The sequence below is a fragment of the Azospirillum sp. TSO35-2 genome (assembly GCF_003116095.1).
Taxonomy (GTDB): domain Bacteria; phylum Pseudomonadota; class Alphaproteobacteria; order Azospirillales; family Azospirillaceae; genus Azospirillum.
The window spans coordinates 1,151,514-1,167,736 of sequence record NZ_LGRA01000008.1; the positions used below are offsets into that span (position 1 = coordinate 1,151,514).

The window sequence follows — 16,223 nt, forward strand, 5'->3', positions numbered from 1 at the left end:
GGCCCCGGCTTCGCCGAGCCGTTCAGCGGTCTCGCGGTGATGGCCCCCATCGCCGCCGATGTGGCCGACGCCGCGCTGATGGTCGAGGCGCTGCTCGGTCCCGACCCGCGCGACCCGGATTCCGCCGCCGTCGCCCCGGCCGAGGAGCGCCCGCCCGCCAGCCTGACCGTGGCGTTCAGCCTGCGCTGGGGCCTCGACGCGCCGGTGGACGGCGACGTGCGCGAGGCGGTGGAACGCGGTGTCGAGGCCCTGGAGCGGGCCGGTGCCCGCATCGTCCGCCGCGATCCCTGCTGGCCGGCGGGCGTCACCGAAACCGCGCTGATGCCGTTGCAGCACGCCGGCCTCGCCGCGCTGTACGGCGCCGCCTTCCGCCGCGACCCGGCGCTGTTCGATCCCGACATCGCCGCCCAGATCGAGCGCGGCCTGGCGCTGAGCGGGGCGGAGGTCGCCGCCGCGCAGATGCTGAGCGCCGACGTCGCCCGGGCCTTCGCCGGCTTCTTCAGCAACGCGGACCTGCTGATCGGCCCGACGACGCCCTGCGTCGCGTGGCCGCTGACCAAACTGGGGCCGGAGACCATCGGCGGCCAACCGGTGCCGCCGCGCGCCCACGCGGTGTTCACCCCGCTGATCAACCACGCCAAGGCGCCGGCGGTCAGCGTCCCCTGCGGGACCGGGCGCGACGGCCTGCCGGTCGGCGTGCAGATCGCCGGACCGCGCGGGCTGGACCGGCGGGTGTTGCGCTTCGCCGCCGTCGTCGAGCGGACGCTGGGCTCCCAAGGCCGGGGAGCGGACGCATGACCGACGCCGGGACCGACGCCACCCCCGCGCGCCGCCGCCGGGCGGCTCCACCGCCGCCGCTCGCCGACATGGCGACCGACCGGTTGCGCCACCTGATCGTCTATGGCGAACTGGCGCCGGCGACCCGGCTGATCGAACCGGAGCTGAGCGAGAAGCTCGGCATCTCGCGCACGCCGCTGCGCGAGGCGCTGAAGCTGCTGGCGGCGGAGGGGCTGGTGATGCTGCGCCCCAACCGCAACGCCATCGTCGCGCCGCTCGACCCCACCGAACTGACCCACCTGTTCGAGGCGGAGGGCTGCATCGAGAGCTTCGCCGCCCACGCCGCCGCCGAGCGGATGACCGCCGCCGACCTGCGCCGCCTGCACGGCTTCCAGACCCGGATCGAGGCGCTGCAGGGGGCCGGCGCGCTGGAGGAGTATTTCGCCATCAACCAGAAAATCCACCGGCTGATCGTCGCCGGCGCCAAGAACCCGGCGCTGGCCGAGGCGCACGACCGGCTGCTCGGCCGGCTGGCGCGGGCGCGCTACTTCGCGCTGGGCGCGCAGGGCCGCTGGAAGGAGTCGGTGCTGGAGCACCGCGAGATCCTGACCGCGCTGGAGGCCCGCGACGGCGCCACCGCGCAACGCCTGTTCGTCCAGCATGTCGGCCGCACCGGCGAGGTCGTCGCCGCCGCCTGCGCCTCCCCCCGCGCGGCGCGGGAGGAAGAGGGGTGATGCGATCCCTCACAGCCGCGCCGCCGCAGCCGCCCTAGGCCCCGTCATTCCCGCGCAGGCGGGGCGCCAGAACTTCCGAAGCAAAACCAATGGGTCAGCCTGGATCCCCGCCTGCGCGGGGATGACGGCCCCCCTGTGTCCGCCCCCCTGTGTCCGGCCCCCAAACCACCACCCTATCCCCACGGAACCCTCCCCATGACCAAACGCACCCTCCTGGGCATGCTCACCCCGTCCTCCAACACGGTGCTGGAGCCGGTGACGGCGGCCATGCTGTCCGGCCTGCCCGACGTCACCGCGCATTTCGGCCGCTTCCGCGTCACCGAGATCTCGCTGAGCCCGGCGGCGCTCGGCCAGTTCGACGACGCGCCCTTCCTCGACGCCGCCCGGCTGCTAGCCGACGCCCGGCTCGACGTGATCGGCTGGAACGGCACCTCGGCCGGCTGGCTCGGCTTCGACGCCGACGAGCGGCTGTGCGCGGCGATCCGGGACGAGACCGGCATCGCCGCCTGCACTTCGATGCTGGCGCTGAACGAGATCCTGGAGACCACCGGCCGCAAACGCATCGCGCTGGTCACCCCCTACCTGGACGAGGTGCAGGCGGCGATGGTCGCCAACTACCGCGCCGCCGGGTTCGACGTGGTGGCGGAGCAGCACCTCAACGACCGCGGCAACTTCTCCTTCTCCGAGGTGACGGAGGCGCAGATCGCCGCGATGTGCCGCGTGGTGGCCGCCGCCAAGCCCGACGCCATCGCCATCATCTGCACCAACATGCGCGGCGCCCCGGTCGCCGAGGCGATGGAGCGCGAGCTGGGCATCCCGATCTACGACACCATCAGCACCGTGGTGTGGAAGGCGCTGCGCCTGACCGGGGTGGACACCCGCCGGGTCGCCGGCTGGGGCAGCCTGTTCCGGGAACTCCACGGCTGACGCGAGAGGGGGGCATCGACATGGAAACGTTCGATCTGGTGATCCGCGGCGCCACCATCGCCACCGCCGCCGAGGTGTTCAAGGCCGACATCGGCGTGCGCGGCGGCCGGGTCGCCGCCCTGGCCGACCACCTGCCCGACGGCGAGCGGACCATCGACGCCACCGGCCTGCTGGCCCTGCCCGGCGGGGTGGATTCCCACTGCCATCTCGACCAGCCGACCGGCGACGGCACGGTGATGGCCGACGATTTCCTGACCGGCACCCGCGCGGCGGCCTTCGGCGGCACCACCACGGTGATCCCCTTCGCCTGCCAGCAGAAGGGCCGGTCGCTGCGCGACGCCGTCGACGACTACCACCGCCGCGCCGCCGGCAAGCCGGTGGTCGACTACGCCTTCCACCTGATCGTCAGCGACCCGACGCCGACGGTGCGCGGCCAGGAGCTGCCGGCGCTGATCCGCGACGGCTACACCTCGTTCAAGATCTACATGACCTACGACGACCTGAAGCTGAGCGACCGCGAGATCCTGGAGGTGCTCGACGTCGCCCGGTCCGAGGGCGCCATGGTGATGATGCACGCGGAGAACGCCGACTGCATCGCCTGGCTGACCGACAAGCTGGAGCGCGCCGGCCAGACCGCGCCCTTTTTCCACGGCCTGTCCCGCCCCCCGGTGGTGGAGCGCGAGGCGACGCACCGCGCCATCGCGCTGTCCGAGCTGGCCGACGTGCCGATCCTGATCGTCCATGTCTCCGGCGCCGAGGCGGTCGAGCAGATCCGCTGGGCGCAGGGCCGCGGCCTGCGGCTCTACGCCGAGACCTGCCCGCAATATCTGTTCCTCACCGCCGACGACCTGGGCGGTCCGCACGGGCCGCCGGGCTTCGAGGGCGCCAAATGCGTCTGCTCGCCGCCGCCGCGCGACGCGGCGAACCAGCGGGTGATCTGGGACGCGCTGGAAAACGGCGTGTTCCAGGTCTTCTCGTCCGACCACGCGCCGTTCCGCTACGACGACCCGCAGGGCAAGAAGGTGAGGGGCGAGGCCGCTTCCTTCCGCCATGTGCCCAACGGCATTCCCGGCATCGAGACGCGCCTGCCCCTGCTGTTCTCCGAAGGGGTGGTCCGGGGCCGCATCACCCTGCCCCGCTTCGTCGAGCTGACCGCCGCCGGCCCGGCGCGGATGTACGGGCTGCACCCGCGCAAGGGCACCATCGCGGTCGGGGCCGACGCCGACATCGTGCTGTGGGACCCGGAGCGCCGTGTCACCATCACCAATGCCGACCTGCACCACAACGTCGACTACACCCCCTACGAGGGCATGGCGGTGACCGGCTGGCCGGTGGTCACCCTGTCGCGCGGCGTGGTGGTGTGCGACCACGGCCGGCTGCTGGCGCCCGCCGGCCATGGCGAATTCCTGCGCTGCGCCTCGCCCGATCTGGCCCGCCCCAAGGGGGTGCGGCCACCGGCGCCGGCCTTCTGACGGCCGGGGTGACGGATCCCGGCGGGTCCCGTCGTCACGCGGCGGGACGGCGGAAGATGGCGGGCTGGTCGGCCATCGCCCGGGCGGCGTCGGCGAACGGACGCGCCTCGGCCGGCGTGGTCCGCGCCAGCCAGCGCGCGGTCCGCTCCAGCGCGGAACGGGCGCGGTCGGGATCCCGGGTGATCCGCCGCAGCCGCCGCAGCGCGGCGTCGAAGCGGCGGGCGGTTGCCGGCGGCAGGTCCGCGCCGCCGCGCAGTTCCTGCAGGCGCAGGATGGCGCGGCCGACCTGCAGCATGGCGAGGCTGCCGTCGATGGCGACCAGATCACGCTCGCCGGTCTTGTCCACCCAACGCACCAGCCGCAGCAGGCGGTGATAGAGCCGCACCCGCCAGACGCGCCAATGGGCCGGGGCGTCCGGCGCCGCGGCGATGCCCTCCAGCTCGTGCAGCATCATGCCGACCAGCGTGTCCATCCGCCGCCGCGCGTCGGCCGGATAGGCCAGCCGGAAGGCGGCGAGCGCCACCACCGGCGCCGCCACCACCGCCAGCACCGTCGCCGCCGAGGCGGCGACGCTGCCGGTCAGCGGGTAATGCGGCTGCAGGAGCAGCAGCATGACCATGTTGTAGTCGAAGCCGCTTGCCATGGTCCGCCGATGGGCGACCGCCAGCGCGCCGGCCAGGATGAAGGGCATGACCAGCAGGATCAGCCCCAGCTCGCCACCGGCCGCCGGCCAGACCAGCCAGCGGCAGGCCAGCGCCGCCAGCGCGCCGGCCGCCTGCCCCAGCAGGACGTGGCGCATGATCACCGCCGGGTTCTCGAAGGTCGAGAACAGCGAGATCATCACCGTGGTGCCGAGCAGGGTGAAGGCGCCGGCGCTCCAGCCCGACAGTTGCCAGGCGACCCCGACCAGCAGCACGGTGGCGGCGGCGCGGATCAGCGCCTCGCGCGCGCCCACCCAGTCGCGATGGAGCGGGGCGTGGAGAAGGTGTGGGGTGGCCGGCGGCATTGCCCCCCGGTCCGGCTCGGCGTCGCCGACGCCCAGCCGCGCGCTCAGGGCGGCCTCGATCCGCTGCAGGGTCTCGCGCAGGGCGGGTGCGTCGGCCGACCGCTCCACCGCCCGGCGCAGCGCCGCCACCCCGTCCGCAGCCGCGCCGCGGTCGAGCGCGTCGGCGGCCTGCCGCAGGGCGGCGCCGACGGCGGCACCGGCGGCCGGGTCGATCGCCTCCGCCTCCGAGCCGCGCAGCCACAGCAGGGCCGCCGTCTGGGCGATCAGCACGTCGCGCAGCGTGCGCGCCGACCGGCGGCTGCGCCGCGACCCGGCGCCGTGCGGGTCCAGCGCCTCCTCGATCGCCGCCATGTCGGACAGCAGGGCGTGCTGCTCGCGGGCGGCGACGCCGCCATCCCCGTGCAGCCGCGCCGCCAGATCGCGCAGGACGCGCCCGGTCAGCCGCCGCATGCGGCCGACGATCTCGTCCTCCGCCGCCTTCGGCGTCAGCAGCAGCCCGATCACCAGCGCGGTGAGCACGCCGACCAGCACCGTCAGGAAACGGTCGAGCCCCAGGGCCAGGATGCGGTCGGGGTGCGCCGTGTCGAGCAGGGCGACCATCGCCGCCGAATAGCCGGCGAGGATCGCGCCGTAGGAGACGAAACCGCGCAGCACGTTGCCCGCCCCGGCGCACAGCCCGAGCCAGACCGCGAGCCCGACGACCATCAGGATCGGCTGCCCCAGCGACACCAGCACCAGCAGCACCCCGACGACCACGCCCACAACGGTGCCGACGCCGCGGAACAGGCTCTTTTCCACCAGCATCCCGCGCGTCGGCTGGGCGGAGGCCCAGACCGTCATCGCCGACCATTGCGGATGCTCCAGCCCCAGCAGCCACGCCACCAGCAGGGCCAGGCAGGCGCCCAGCGCCGTGCGCAGGGCGAAGGGCAGCCGCGCCGCGTCGAAGCCCAGCCGGGACAGCGTCGCCACGGCGGTCACGCCGACCGCTCCCGCAGGGTGGAGAGCCGGTGGGCGATCCTGTCGAAGCCGTCCAGCATCGCCGCCAATTCGCCATCGTCGAGGTCGCGGAGCATGTCGGCCTCCGACCGCGCCAGCAGGCGGCGGATGTCCGCCACCGCCGCCCGCCCGGCCGGGGTCAGCAGGATCCGCTTGCTGCGGCGGTCGGCCCCGTCGGTGTGCCGCTCGACCAGCCCGCGTTCGACCAGCGCGTCCAGCAGGCGGACGAGGCTCGGCCCCTCGATGCCGACCAGCCCGGCCAGCTCCTTCTGGCTGATGCCGTCGCCGGACATTTCCAGATGGATCAGCGGCGTCCAGGTCGCGTCGGTCAAGCCGGCCGCCGCCAGTTGACGGTCGAGTTCGCGGCGCCAGCGCCGGGCCAGCGTGACGAGGTGAAATCCGAAACGGAGGCGGGGGTCGGTGGGATCCATTGCTAATTATTAGCATCCTAATTAGTAGGATCATACCGTTTCCGCGAACCTGTTCCGGAAGCCGACCCGGTTCACGGCACCAAGCCCGGGGGCGTGCCGCACGAGGCATCTGCCGGATGTCGCCTCGTTCAATCCCATGCGATAATCCGCGTGTCGCCAGAAGAGGGATTCATCAATGCCGCGGGAGAACGTCAATGACCTGCTGGCGTTCATAGCCGTCGCCCGGGAGCGGAGCTTCACCAGGGCGGCGGCCAAGTTCGGCCTGTCGCAGTCGGCCCTGAGCCACACCATCCGCCAGCTCGAAGCCCGGCTCGGGGTCCGCCTGCTCACCCGCACGACGCGGGCGGTGTCCCCGACCGAAGCCGGGGAACGGCTGCTCAACGGAATCGCGCCGCATTTCGCCGAGATCGAGGCCCAGCTCGACGCGCTGAGCGAGCTTCGCGACACGCCGGCCGGCAACATCCGCATCACGGCGTCCGATCATGCGATCCGGTACGTGCTCTGGCCCAAGCTGCGCCGGGTCCTGCCGAACTACCCGGACATCAAGGTCGAGCTGGTTCTCGACAACGGTCTGACCGACATCGTGACGGAACGCTGCGATGCCGGCGTGCGCATGGGCGAGCACCTCGCCAAGGACATGATTTCGGCCCGGGTCGGCCCGGACATCCGCTTTGCCGTGGTCGGCGCCCCGTCCTACTTCGAACGCAACCCGGAACCGTCGCACCCGCAGGACCTCGTCCACCACATCTGCATCAATCAACGCCTGCCCACCTATGGCGGCTTCTGGGCCTGGGAGTTCGAGGAGAACGGCCGCGAGATCAAGATCCGTGTCGACGGCCAACTCGCCTTCAACGACATCCACAGCGTTCTTGCGGCGGCGGTCGACGGCTTCGGTCTTGCCTATGTTCCCGAAGACGTCGTCCTGCCCGACCTAGCGCAAGGACGGCTGCGGCGCGTTCTGGAAGAATGGTCGCCCTATTGGGACGGTTACCACCTCTACTATCCAAGCCGGCGCCAGTCCTCGCCCGCCTTCGTCACGCTGGTCGACGCCCTGCGCCACCGCGCGTGACCGGTCTAGAGCGACGCTCCGCCGCAGACGAGGATCTGCTGGCCGGTGATGGCGGCGGCGGCGTCGGACAGCAGGAACGCGGCCAGCGCCGCCACCTCCTCCGGCTTGATGAAGCGGCCGATCGGGGGAAGCCTGGGCGGGACGCCGGTGCGGCCGGGGTCCTTCAGCATCGGGGTGTCGGTCGCGCCCGGCGCGACGACATTCACCGTGACGCCGCGCGGCGCCAGCTCGATCGCCCAGGACCGGGCAAGGCCGACCATGGCGGCCTTGGTCGCCGCGTATTGGCCTCGGCCGGCGGCGCCCTGGGCCGTGCGGCTGCCGATCAGGACGACGCGGCCGCCGCCGGCGCCGGATTCGGGCATCCGTGGGACGACATGCTCGACGAGCTGCGTCGCCGCCTCCACATGCAGGCGCCACATCGTCCTGGCGTCGCCGCCGGCCCCCTCGCCGAGCCGGCCGACGCGCATCACACCGGCGGCGTGGACCAGCGCATCGACGGGCGGCAGCCCGGCCAGGGCACCGGCGGTGGAGCCGGGGTCGAGCAGATCGGCGGGCCGGAACCGCAGTTGCGGGTGGCCGAGGGCCGGCGCCGACCGGCTCATCCCCTCCACCAGCCAGCCGTCCTCCAGCAACCGCCGGGCGACGGCGGCGCCGATGCCCGAGCTGACCCCGGTGACCAGCGCCCGGCGGCGCTGCGGTTCGGCGTTCATGACGGGGCCCCCAGATCAGCGCACAGCCAGGGCGATGCGGCCCAAGCCGGGGAAGTCGGCGACCGCGTGGCTGCCGGGCTGGATGAAGAGGGTGCCGGTGCAGGAGCCGGTGGTCACCGTATCGCCGGCGTGCAGGCCGCCGAACGGCCGGGCGCCGACGTTGGCCAGCCACGCCAGCAGGCGGATGGGGTCGCCGGCCTTGTTGCCGCCCACCACGTCGACCTTGCGCTCGCCGTCGATGTCGAGCGTCAGCGGCTGGCGGACCGGGTCGATGGCGCGCCAGTCCGCGGTGGCCGGGCCGACGATCAGCGCGCCATGGTTGCCCTGGTCCGCCAGCGCCGCGAACGGCCCCTGCGACCCGTAGGTGGCGAAGCGGGTGTCGCAGATCTCGAAGGCCGGATGGACGGAGCCGATGGCGTCCAGCACCTCCTCCCGCGTCCAGGGCGTGTCGCGGGCCGGCAGGTCGCTGTTCAGACGGTAGACGATCTCCGCCTCGATGCCGATGACGTGGAACATCGCCGCCGGCAGCTCCGCGACCTCGAAGAACAGGGTCTCGGCATGGATGGGGGCGCTGGACGGCTCGGCGTCCGGGGCGGAGGCGCCGACCTTCCAGGCGGTGACGGGACCGATGCGGCGGGCGACCTCGGTCTGGATGGCGTAGGCGTCGGCCTTGTCGGCCGGCCGCGCGGTGGCGGGCAGCGCATCGAGCGGGCAACGGTCACGGCGCGCGGCGAGCAGCGCGCCGGCGGCCTCGCGAACAGCCTCGGCGGTCATGGTCATGGTGCGGATCCCGGAAGGAAGAGGGGGCGGACGGGCGGGGACGCCGGGCGGCGACCCCATCGCCGGTCATCGCCGATTATCGCCGTTCAATGGCCGCCGCGCACCCAGTCGGGCGAGACGCGGCTGTGTTTGATGGCCTGCCGGAAATAGGTGAAGGCAACGTGCAGGTCGCCGTCCGCCGACTGGGTGACCGACGGGTAGGAGAATTCCCGGTTCAGGCTGTCCTTGGAGTTGTTGGTCATGCAATAGCCGTCGCCGACCTCCAGGTTCCGGCGCAGCGGCCAGGTCAGCCCGCCGTCCTCCGACAGGGCCAGCGTCAGCGGCGCGCGGGGGGCGCCCCAGAAGGCCTTGCGGGCGGGCGCCGGCGGCGGGGCCACGGCGGCGACCACGGCGGCGCCGCCGGCGGGAACATCGTCCTCGATCTCGTCATAGAGCGAGGCGCGCCGCCCGGTGGCGTCCTCCGCGCTCGACTGGTTGAAGACGATGGCGAGCCGGCCGTCGGCGAGCGCGGTCACCTGGATCGAGGAGTTGTTGTTGGGCAGCTCGGTCGGGACGGGGGCGCTCCAGCTCCGGCCGTTGTCGGTGGAGACGCTGCGGTAGACATGGTCGGCCCAGCGGCTGCGGTAGAAGGCGGCCAGCGTGCCGTCGCGCAGGGGAACGATGCTCATATGGACGCAGCCGACGCTGTCCGGCACCGGATGCTCGGTCCAGCTTCGGCCCTGGTCGGTGGAGATCCGCACGGCGCTGGTGTCGTTGTCGCCCACCCACTTCTCGCCCGGCGTGCCGTGGCAGAGGAAGGTCGGCAGCAGCCAGTCGCCGTTCGGCAGCACCACCACCGGCTGGCGGATGAAGACGCCGTCGCCGTCGCGGCCCTCGAACAGGGTGCGGATCGGCCCCCAGCTCCGCCCATGGTCGGCGGAGCTGCGGCAACGCACGAACGCGGTGTCCTGGTTGCCGGAGATCTGCGCGGTGTAGAACAGCCACAGCGTGCCGTCCGGCGCCGGGAACAGGACCGGGTTCTGTTCCGACCGGGTCGGGTCGTCCGACAGCTTCACCGGATCGGTCCAGCGGTCGCTTCCCCGGGCCAGCCGCGAGAAATAGATCGAGATGTCCGGAATGCCTTCCTGCGTGCCGCCGAACCAGACGCAGCCGAGATCGCCGTTGCCGAGCACGGCGATGTTGGCGGCGTGGTTCTGGACGCAAGGCGACGGCAGGTAGGCGTCGCGGCGCCCGGCATCCCCCTCGGCGGGCGCGATGCGCCCGCGGTCGGTGGTCGAAGGCAGGGATGAGCGTGTCGTCATCATATCGGTCACATGCAAACGGAGGACGAGGGACGAACGGAGAATGGCCGGCCGGTCAGCTTATGTCGGCTTGCGGCGGGGCCACGACCATGGCCGGGGCGCTGCGGCCGCGGATCAGACGCTCCACCGCCATCACCAGCATCGGGGTGAACAGGGCGACATACATGTTGTCGATGCCGTAGGGGTTGCCCATCACGTACCAGACGGTGGTGCTGACCGTGGCGCCCAGCAGGCCCAGCGTCGCGCCGAGGTTGCTGGCGAACAGCGGCAGGAAGAAGCCGATGACCGCGACGACCGTGATCGACAGGCGCAGCGCCCGGGTGAAGAAGGACAGCTTCAGGATTTCCGGCACGAAGAAGACGAAGATCAGCGGCAGGAAGCCGATGACCAGCGACAGGATGCGGGTGGTGCGGAACTCCTGCTCCGGCGTCGGCTTCTTCCACGGCACGTAGAAGTCGCGCACCATCAGCGAGGCGATGGCGAGCGCCACCGTGCTGACGCTGACGAAGACCGAGGCGACGAGCGAGGTGGTGACGATCGCGGCCATCAGCGGGTGCATGGCGTCGAGGAACACCGGCAGCGCGTACAGGCTCTTCATGTCCGGGTAGAGGTAATGCGCGGTCACGCCGATCAGCGCCAGCATGAGGCCCAGCGGCAGGCAGAAGATCGCGGCGTAGAAGGCGGAGCGCTGGGCCTCGCCGGCGCTGCGGTTGGACGAGATCGCCTGGATGACGAACTGGGTGGAGAAGATGGCGCCGACGGTGCCGATGACCCAGGCGAAGACGGTCGGCAGGCCGATGGTGCCGTCGATGGTGAAATAGTGGGGCGGCAGCTTCTCCACCATCGGGCCGATGCCGCCGCTGAGCGACAGCGCGGTGCCCAGCAGCAGCGCGATGCCGAGAAGCTTCATGCCGCTGTGCAGGATGGTGACGTAGGCGATGCCCTTCAGCCCGCCGAACACGTAGTAGAAGGTGCTGACCACCGCGATGATGACCATCGCCCAGGTCAGGTTCAGGTTCATGACGGTGGACAGGGCGGCGGCACCACTGATGTAGTTGCCGACATTCACCAGCAGCAGCGCGTACATCATGATGATCGACACCGTCCGCATGGTGGAGGTGCCGTAGTGCTTCGCGATGGCGGCCGAGATGGTGTATTCGCCGGAGCCGTAGATGCGCTTGGCGAAGAACAGGCCGAACAGCAGGAAGCCGATCGACGCCCCCAGCACCGACCAGGCCGACGCCATGCCGGAGTTGAAGGCCTCCTGCGCGGTGCCGACCGTCGACTTGGCGCCGATGAACTCCGACATCAGCAGGACGCCGACAACCGCCGCCGGCATCGACCGCGCGGCGTTCATGAACTCGCCGTTGTTGCGGCTGCGCAACCGCACCGTCAGCCAGGAGGTGAAGAGGATGTAGACGATGACGACGCCCAGGATGAGCGCACTTTCTCCACTGGTGAAGTGATTCATGGACGGGTCTCCCTAGCGGGCGGATGGGTCCGCCTTCCGTGTTGTTCGGGGGGTGGCGCCGGCCTGCGGCCGCGCCATGCGGTGCGGAACAGCGTCACACCGCTTCGGCGTAGCGCGCCGCGATCTCCTTGATCTGCCGGTCGACCTCCTCGGCGATCAGCACCGGGGCGCGGCTGAGGCCGACCTCCGGCATGGCGCTGCGCAGCGCGCGCTTGACCATCGCCGGCGGGAAGCCCAGCGCGTACAGCTCCTTGCGCAGCGTGCTGAACTGGGCCTGGTGCGCGTCGGCCGCCGCGGCGTCGCCGGCCACGAAGGCGGCGTGGATGCCATTGAGCGTGACCGGCGCGATGTTGCCCAGCCCGGAGATGCAGCCGGCGGCGCCGTTGCGCAGGCCGTGCAGCACCAGCGAGTCCGGCCCGACCAGCACGTCGAAATCGTCGCGCTCGCGCGCGATGGCGAGGAAGGCGTCCAGGCTCTCCTGCGAGCCGGCGCTGTCCTTGATGCCGATGATGTTCGGGTGGTCGGCCAGGATGCGGGCGGTCTGCGGTTCCAGCGTGTTCCCGGTGCGCGCCGGGATGTTGTAGAGGTAGAGCGGCACCGTCAGCGCGTCGGCGACGCGGCGGTAATGCGCGACCAGCTCGGCCTGCGAGCAGGCGATGAAGGACGGGGTGATGGCGGACACCGCCTTGACGCCCAGCCCCTGGACCGCCTTGCCCAGCGCGATGGTTTGGTGGGTGGAAATCTCGCCGACGTGGGCCAGCACCGGCACGCGGCCGGCCGCCGCCTCGACGCAGGTCTCCGCCACCGCCAGCTTCTCGTCGAAGGACAGGGCGTAGAACTCGCCGTTGGTGCCGGCGCAGAAGACGCCGTTGCCGGCGGTCGCCTGCCGCGTCACCTGACGTCGCAGCGCTGCGAATTCGACGCGCTCGTCGCCGTCGAAGGGGGTGACGATCGCGACGAAGGGGCCGCCGATCCTGCTACCGGTCTTGCTCATGGGCTTTGGCCTTTTTAACGAACGGGATGAGAGTCGCGCCGCGCCGTCAGGCGGCGGCGCGGTACATGCCCAATATGTCCTCGCGGCCGAGGTCGCGCGGGTTGTTGTCGAGCAGGCGGCGGATGGCGTGCGCCTCCTCCGCCATGCGGGCCAAGTCGGCCTCGGGCACGCCGAACTCGGACAGCCGCATCGTGCAGCCGAGCCCCAGGCACCAGCGGTAGGCCGCCTCGAACACCGCGGCCGGATCGCTGGAGGCCGGCAGTCCCAGCGCCTGCAGCACGGCGGCGGTCTTCTCCGGAACGGCCGGCGCGTTGAAGGCCAGGACATGCGGGAAGATCAGCGCGTTTGCCGCGCCATGCGGGATGTGGTGGCGGGTGCCCAGCGGGTAGGCGACGGCGTGGCCGGCCGCCGTGTTGACCGGACCCAGGCAGACGCCGCCGTAGAAGGACGCCAGCGACAGGCCGGCCCGCGCCTCGCGGTCGTTGCCGTCGGCGATGGCGCGCGGCAGGAAGCGCCCGACCAGCCGGATGCCTTCCAGGGCGTAGAGGTCGACCAGCGGATGGGCCTTGCGGTTGGTGTAGGCCTCGACGCAATGGGCCAGCGCGTCGACGCCGGTGGCGGCGGTGACGGCGGCCGGCACGCTGAGCGTCAGGTCGGGATCGACCACGGCGAGGTCGGCCAGCGTGTGGACGCTCTGCACCGCCAGCTTGCTCATCGTCGCCGGGTCGGTGACCAGCGCGCGGGTGCCGACCTCGCTGCCGGTGCCGGCGGTGGTCGGCACCTGGACCAGGGCGGCGCGCTTGGCCGCGACCTTTTCCGGCCCGACCACGTCGCGGATGGTCTGGCCGCTGCCGGGCAGGACGGCGGCCAGCTTGGCCAGATCCATGGCGCTGCCGCCGCCGAAGCCGATCACCAGCTGCGGCTCCACCCGTTCGGCAACGGCGAGCAGCGCCTCCAGGTTGGGGACGTCGGGCTCCGGCTTGATGTCGGCGAAGACGGTGACGGCGCCGTCCAGCGCCAGCCGGTCCACCCGCGCCGCGTTGAAGGCGTCGGCGACCACCAGGATGCGGGTGAAGCCGCGCTCGCGCGCCCAGCGCCCGGCCTCCGGCGCCGTCCCGGCACCGAAGACGACGCGGGGCGGGCGGAGCAGCTCGATGGGTGTGGTCAGGTCGATGGTGCTCATGGTCGGGATCCTCAGGCGGCCGCGCGGACGCGGGCGGCGGCGAGCTTTTCGGCGTAGTCGATCGCCTCGATCAGGCTCAGCTCGTTGGCGATGCCCTTGCCGGCGATGTCGAAGGCGGTGCCGTGGTCGACCGAGGTGCGGATGATCGGCAGGCCCAGCGTGATGTTGACCCCGCTCAGCGCGTCCCAGGTGCCGGTGTCGGGATTGACGTTGAAGCCCAGCAGCTTCACCGGGATGTGCCCCTGGTCGTGGTACATGGCGACCACCGCGTCGTACTGGCCGGCGCGCAGCTTGACGAAGATGGTGTCGCCCGGCACCGGCCCGACCACGTCCAGCCCATCGGCGACGCAGGCGGCGACCACCGGCTCGGTCACATCGATGTCCTGGCGGCCGAACAGCCCACCCTCGCCGGCGTGCGGATTCAGCGCGGCGATGGCGATGCGGCGGCGCGGCAGGCCGAGCCCGGCCAGCGTCTCGTCGGTGCGGTCGATGACGTAGCGCAGCCGCTCCGGCGTCAGCCGCTTCGGCACGTCCTCCAGCGCGATGTGGGTGGTGACGTGGCTGACCCGCATGTTGCCGTGGGCCAGCATCATGACGGAGCCGCGGGCGCCGGTCAGTTCGGCCAGCAGGTCGGTGTGCCCGGCGTAATGGTAGCCGGCCTTGTTCATCGCCTCCTTGTTCAGGGGCGCGGTGACGATGCCGTGGATGCGGCCGGCCTCGGCCAGCCGCACCGCGCGTTCCACCGCCAGATAGGCGAAGCGGCCGCCGTCGACCGACAGCACGCCGGGGCGGATCGGCTCGCCCTCCGGCCCCGCCTGCAGGCAGGCCAGCGCCGGCCACGCGCCCTCGACGTCGCTCACCTCGGGGAAGTCGAGGTCGGCGCCGAGCGCGGCGCGCGCCGCGTGGAGGGCCGGGTTGCTGCCGATGACCAGCAGGCGCAGCGTGCCGTCGGCCAGCCGGTCCTTCAGACGCGCGCAGGCCTTCACGATGATCTCCGGCCCGACGCCGGCCGGATCACCCATGGTGATGGCCAGATGCGGTGTCATGCTTGTTCTCCCTGATGATGCGGCGCGCCCAGGGCGAGCAGCCGGCACAGCAGCGCCGGGTCGCCGAACGCACCCGATTTCGAGACGACGCGGACACCGTCGAAGCGACCGCCGCGCAGGATGGAGCGGGGAACCCCCGGCCAGATCTGGCCGTCGAGGTCGAGCCGGTCGGCTCCCAGGGCCAGGCAGAGCCCGCGCAGCGTCTCGCCGCCGGCCACCAGCAGGGTGCCGGGCGGGTCGAGTTGACGAACCAGCCGGGCGAAGTCCCGCTCGATCCGCCGCGCCGCGTCGGCACGGGGCAGCCCGTCCGGCAGGGCGAGGGTGGCGAGCGCGACCCCGTCCCGGTCCAGCCCCTGGGCCAGCACCGCGGCGCTGGTGGCGCCGCCGTCGGGCAGCGCCAGCACACGCGGCGCGCAGGCGTCGAGCTGGGCGACCATCACCGGGTGGTTGGTCCCGAACAGCCCGAGGATCGGCCGCGGCAGCCGGACCGGGTCGGGCTCGCCGGCCGGGGCGCCGGCCTGCCGGGCCAGCGCCCCGGCAAGCCCGCTGCTGCCGCACCACAGGACGGGACCGTCGAGCGCGAGGCCGGCGGCGGCGATGGCGTCGAGGTCGGCGTCGGTCTCCGCGTCCCACAGGCTGACGCCGCCCGGAACGGCCTCGCCGGGCGCGCGGGGTTGGACGCGGAAGCCCTCCTGTTCCAGATCGGCGCGCAGGTCGCTGGCCGCCGCCATCCACCCCGGCTGATCCTTCCGGCGGGCAAGCTGGAGGCCACCGCGGGTGATGCGGCCCTGATAGGGGAAGGCGGGCGCCACGATGCAATGGACCGGGGCGACGGCGGACATCCAGGCGGCGATCTCAGCCCCGGCATGGCCGCGCAGCAGGCTGTCGAGCTTGGCGTAATGGAGCGTGCCGGGGCCGCGCGGCAGCCCGGCGGCGAGGGCCGCGACCCGGGTCCGCGCGTCGTCCCGCGACGCCTCGCGCGTGCCGCTGTCGAGGGCGATGGCGGCCGGCGAGGTCGCGGGCAGGCCGGACCAGCGAACGGGGATCGGGTTGGCGGCGGTGGCGAACTGGGCAGCGGTGTCGAGCGCGCCGGTCAGGTCGTCGGCGATCAGGCACAGGCGCAACGCCGCCGCCGCGGCGGTCACCCTCCCGGCGCCTTCCGGCGATCCGACATGCGGAACCATGCTGTCCATGGGTGGTCCCCATCCTGTGAGCGGCGGCCGTCGAAGGCGACGGACCGCGTCCGGGCGTTCCCGCCATCCTCGACGATGCCTCACCTGATCACAGCGCTGCGGAGATGTCAATATGTTGTAATCTTGTGCGCGA

General features: G+C 72.3%; 15 protein-coding genes. 5 read left to right on the forward strand and 10 right to left on the reverse strand.

What is annotated here, in order from left to right; genetic code table 11:
• The 4 genes from TSO352_RS06750 to hydA all read left to right on the forward strand — a co-directional run.
• Positions 1 to 798: amidase (locus TSO352_RS06750; protein ID WP_146210727.1), on the forward strand; the 798-nt coding region annotated here is incomplete at its 5' end.
• On the forward strand, positions 795 to 1,511 hold the full coding sequence (locus TSO352_RS06755; protein WP_109106708.1) for a GntR family transcriptional regulator: 717 nt from the start codon (positions 795 to 797) through the stop codon (positions 1,509 to 1,511). The genes TSO352_RS06750 and TSO352_RS06755, both read left to right, overlap by 4 nt.
• Before the next feature lie 195 nt (positions 1,512 to 1,706).
• The gene (locus TSO352_RS06760) at positions 1,707 to 2,438 is read left to right on the forward strand and encodes an aspartate/glutamate racemase family protein (protein ID WP_109106509.1); all 732 of its coding nucleotides are present in this window, start codon (positions 1,707 to 1,709) and stop codon (positions 2,436 to 2,438) included.
• A gap of 20 nt (positions 2,439 to 2,458) precedes the next feature.
• Positions 2,459 to 3,910, forward strand: coding sequence for a dihydropyrimidinase (gene hydA / locus TSO352_RS06765; RefSeq protein WP_109106510.1), 1,452 nt, complete (start codon positions 2,459 to 2,461; stop codon positions 3,908 to 3,910).
• A 34-nt stretch (positions 3,911 to 3,944) separates the two neighbouring features.
• Here the strand turns inward: hydA and TSO352_RS06770 are convergent, their stop codons facing one another.
• Positions 3,945 to 5,894 carry an FUSC family protein gene (locus TSO352_RS06770; protein ID WP_158284539.1) on the reverse strand — a complete coding sequence of 650 codons (1,950 nt, stop codon included), beginning with the start codon at positions 5,892 to 5,894 and terminating at the stop codon, positions 3,945 to 3,947.
• Entirely contained in the window at positions 5,891 to 6,343 is a 453-nt protein-coding gene (locus tag TSO352_RS33165; protein WP_158284540.1) for a MarR family transcriptional regulator, read from the reverse strand. Before TSO352_RS33165 ends, TSO352_RS06770 begins: the two co-directional genes overlap by 4 nt.
• A gap of 175 nt (positions 6,344 to 6,518) precedes the next feature.
• Between TSO352_RS33165 and TSO352_RS06775 the strand changes: the two genes are divergently transcribed.
• Positions 6,519 to 7,412, forward strand: coding sequence for a LysR family transcriptional regulator (locus TSO352_RS06775; protein ID WP_109106512.1), 894 nt, complete (start codon positions 6,519 to 6,521; stop codon positions 7,410 to 7,412).
• 5 nt (positions 7,413 to 7,417) lie between these two features.
• Here TSO352_RS06775 and TSO352_RS06780 read toward each other — a convergent pair whose 3' ends face one another.
• The 8 genes from TSO352_RS06780 to TSO352_RS06815 all read right to left on the reverse strand — a co-directional run bounded on the left by TSO352_RS06780 (position 7,418) and on the right by TSO352_RS06815 (position 16,090).
• Positions 7,418 to 8,122 carry an SDR family oxidoreductase gene (locus TSO352_RS06780; protein WP_109106513.1) on the reverse strand — a complete coding sequence of 235 codons (705 nt, stop codon included), beginning with the start codon at positions 8,120 to 8,122 and terminating at the stop codon, positions 7,418 to 7,420.
• A gap of 15 nt (positions 8,123 to 8,137) precedes the next feature.
• Positions 8,138 to 8,902, reverse strand: a complete 765-nt coding sequence (locus TSO352_RS06785; protein WP_109106514.1) for a fumarylacetoacetate hydrolase family protein — start codon at positions 8,900 to 8,902, stop codon at positions 8,138 to 8,140.
• An 86-nt stretch (positions 8,903 to 8,988) separates the two neighbouring features.
• Positions 8,989 to 10,206: an exo-alpha-sialidase gene (locus TSO352_RS06790; protein WP_199231504.1), complete on the reverse strand. Its 1,218-nt coding sequence runs from the start codon at positions 10,204 to 10,206 to the stop codon at positions 8,989 to 8,991.
• A 52-nt stretch (positions 10,207 to 10,258) separates the two neighbouring features.
• Entirely contained in the window at positions 10,259 to 11,674 is a 1,416-nt protein-coding gene (locus TSO352_RS06795; RefSeq protein WP_109106515.1) for a sodium:solute symporter family protein, read from the reverse strand.
• A 94-nt stretch (positions 11,675 to 11,768) separates the two neighbouring features.
• Positions 11,769 to 12,668 (reverse strand): dihydrodipicolinate synthase family protein, encoded by a 900-nt coding sequence (locus tag TSO352_RS06800; protein ID WP_109106516.1) that lies wholly within the window; start codon positions 12,666 to 12,668, stop codon positions 11,769 to 11,771.
• Positions 12,669 to 12,714: 46 nt separating this feature from the next.
• Positions 12,715 to 13,851: an iron-containing alcohol dehydrogenase gene (locus TSO352_RS06805; RefSeq protein WP_109106517.1), complete on the reverse strand. Its 1,137-nt coding sequence runs from the start codon at positions 13,849 to 13,851 to the stop codon at positions 12,715 to 12,717.
• Positions 13,852 to 13,862: 11 nt separating this feature from the next.
• A complete protein-coding gene (pdxA, locus tag TSO352_RS06810; RefSeq protein WP_109106518.1) occupies positions 13,863 to 14,897 on the reverse strand; it encodes a 4-hydroxythreonine-4-phosphate dehydrogenase PdxA in 1,035 nt (344 codons plus the stop codon).
• Positions 14,894 to 16,090: a four-carbon acid sugar kinase family protein gene (locus TSO352_RS06815; RefSeq protein WP_247871936.1), complete on the reverse strand. Its 1,197-nt coding sequence runs from the start codon at positions 16,088 to 16,090 to the stop codon at positions 14,894 to 14,896. The genes pdxA and TSO352_RS06815 overlap by 4 nt, the downstream gene beginning before the upstream one ends.
• Positions 16,091 to 16,223: the final 133 nt, after the last annotated feature.

Coding starts and splice junctions, on each gene's coding strand:
- pdxA (WP_109106518.1), bottom strand. CDS start 14,897: ATGACACCGCATCTGGCCATCACCATGGGTGATCCGGCCGGCGTCGGG.
- TSO352_RS06800 (WP_109106516.1), bottom strand. CDS start 12,668: ATGAGCAAGACCGGTAGCAGGATCGGCGGCCCCTTCGTCGCGATCGTC.
- TSO352_RS06780 (WP_109106513.1), bottom strand. CDS start 8,122: ATGAACGCCGAACCGCAGCGCCGCCGGGCGCTGGTCACCGGGGTCAGC.
- TSO352_RS06755 (WP_109106708.1), top strand. CDS start 795: ATGACCGACGCCGGGACCGACGCCACCCCCGCGCGCCGCCGCCGGGCG.
- TSO352_RS33165 (WP_158284540.1), bottom strand. CDS start 6,343: ATGGATCCCACCGACCCCCGCCTCCGTTTCGGATTTCACCTCGTCACG.
- TSO352_RS06790 (WP_199231504.1), bottom strand. CDS start 10,206: ATGATGACGACACGCTCATCCCTGCCTTCGACCACCGACCGCGGGCGC.
- TSO352_RS06785 (WP_109106514.1), bottom strand. CDS start 8,902: ATGACCATGACCGCCGAGGCTGTTCGCGAGGCCGCCGGCGCGCTGCTC.
- TSO352_RS06760 (WP_109106509.1), top strand. CDS start 1,707: ATGACCAAACGCACCCTCCTGGGCATGCTCACCCCGTCCTCCAACACG.
- hydA (WP_109106510.1), top strand. CDS start 2,459: ATGGAAACGTTCGATCTGGTGATCCGCGGCGCCACCATCGCCACCGCC.
- TSO352_RS06775 (WP_109106512.1), top strand. CDS start 6,519: ATGCCGCGGGAGAACGTCAATGACCTGCTGGCGTTCATAGCCGTCGCC.
- TSO352_RS06795 (WP_109106515.1), bottom strand. CDS start 11,674: ATGAATCACTTCACCAGTGGAGAAAGTGCGCTCATCCTGGGCGTCGTC.
- TSO352_RS06815 (WP_247871936.1), bottom strand. CDS start 16,090: ATGGACAGCATGGTTCCGCATGTCGGATCGCCGGAAGGCGCCGGGAGG.
- TSO352_RS06805 (WP_109106517.1), bottom strand. CDS start 13,851: ATGAGCACCATCGACCTGACCACACCCATCGAGCTGCTCCGCCCGCCC.